The 1142-nt window shown below is 63.9% G+C and carries 2 pseudogenes; one reads left to right on the top strand and one right to left on the bottom strand.

Annotated features, from left to right (window positions below):
- A pseudogene (locus TV39_RS22685) lies at positions 1–155 on the bottom strand (heparan-alpha-glucosaminide N-acetyltransferase domain-containing protein); the annotation flags it as partial.
- A gap of 81 nt (positions 156–236) precedes the next feature.
- Between TV39_RS22685 and TV39_RS21225 the strand changes: the two are divergent.
- A pseudogene (locus TV39_RS21225) lies at positions 237–1142 on the top strand (peptidase S8/S53 subtilisin kexin sedolisin); the annotation flags it as partial.

Genomic DNA, 1142 nt, shown 5'->3' with positions numbered 1-1142 from the left:
GCGGGCAACGGCTGCAGGTACACGTGCGGCCACCAGGCACACGTGCGCCGTGTAGAGGCTGAGGGTCATGGCACCGGCGCCCCGCAGTGGCAGCAGCAGGTCCAGGCTGAGCCATTCGCCCAGCTCCCCAGCAGCAGGCAGGCGCCCACCACGGCTATCCCTTGGATGACACGCTTGGTAATAGGTCCACCGGGTTCCAGACAATAGGCGTTGTCAATTTGGATAGGTTCAAAGGGGTGACGCCTGCGGTCGTCGTGTTTACGGATATGGACGGCACCGCGGAGGACAGCTACACAGTTCCTGTGTCCGAGGGCGTTGAGTACCTGATCGGCGACAAGGTCGTAGAGGCCGGACTGCATCCGGGTTCGGGGACCGTCACGGTGAAGGCGCGGGCTAAGGCGGATTACGTTCTGGCCGAGGGCGCTGCAGTCGAGTGGAGCACGACGTTCAAGGCGACCCCGTATGAGGTGACGCCTGCAGCGGTGGTCTTCACGGATAAGGACGGCACTGCCGAGGACACCTACACGGTCCCTGCGACGGAGGGCGTCGAATATCTGGTCAACGACCAGGTTGTTGAGGCTGGAACGCGCCCGGGTGCGGGCACGGTCACGGTGAAGGCTCGGGCTAAGGCTGATTACGTTCTCGCCGAGGGCTCCACCGCCGAGTGGTCTGTGACATTCAAAGCGACCCCGTACAAGGTGACGCCTGCAGCGGTGGTCTTCACGGATAAGGACGGCACTGCCGAGGACACCTACACGGTCCCTGCGACGGAAGGCGTCGAATATCTGGTCAACGACCAGGTTCTTGAGGCTGGAACGCGCCCGGGCGCGGGAACCGTCACGGTCAAGGCGCGGGCCACGGCTGATTACGTTCTCGCCGAGGGCGCGTCCGCCGAGTGGGTATTCACGTTCAAGGCGACCCCGTACAAGGTGACGCCTGCAGCCGTGGTCTTCACGGATAAGGACGGCATTGCCGAGGACACCTACACGGTTCCTGCCACTGAGGGCGTCGAATACCTTCTGGTCAACGACCAGGTTCTTGAGGCTGGAACGCACCCGGGTGCGGGAACCGTCACGGTGAAGGCGCGGGCCACGGCTGATTACGTTCTCGCCGAGGGCGCGGCCGCAGAATGGGCATTCACG

The sequence above is a fragment of the Arthrobacter sp. SPG23 genome, from assembly GCF_000876655.1.
Lineage (GTDB): Bacteria > Actinomycetota > Actinomycetes > Actinomycetales > Micrococcaceae > Arthrobacter.
The sequence above is the reverse complement of the archived record's forward strand: the minus strand, read 5'-3'. Positions and strand labels throughout refer to the sequence as shown.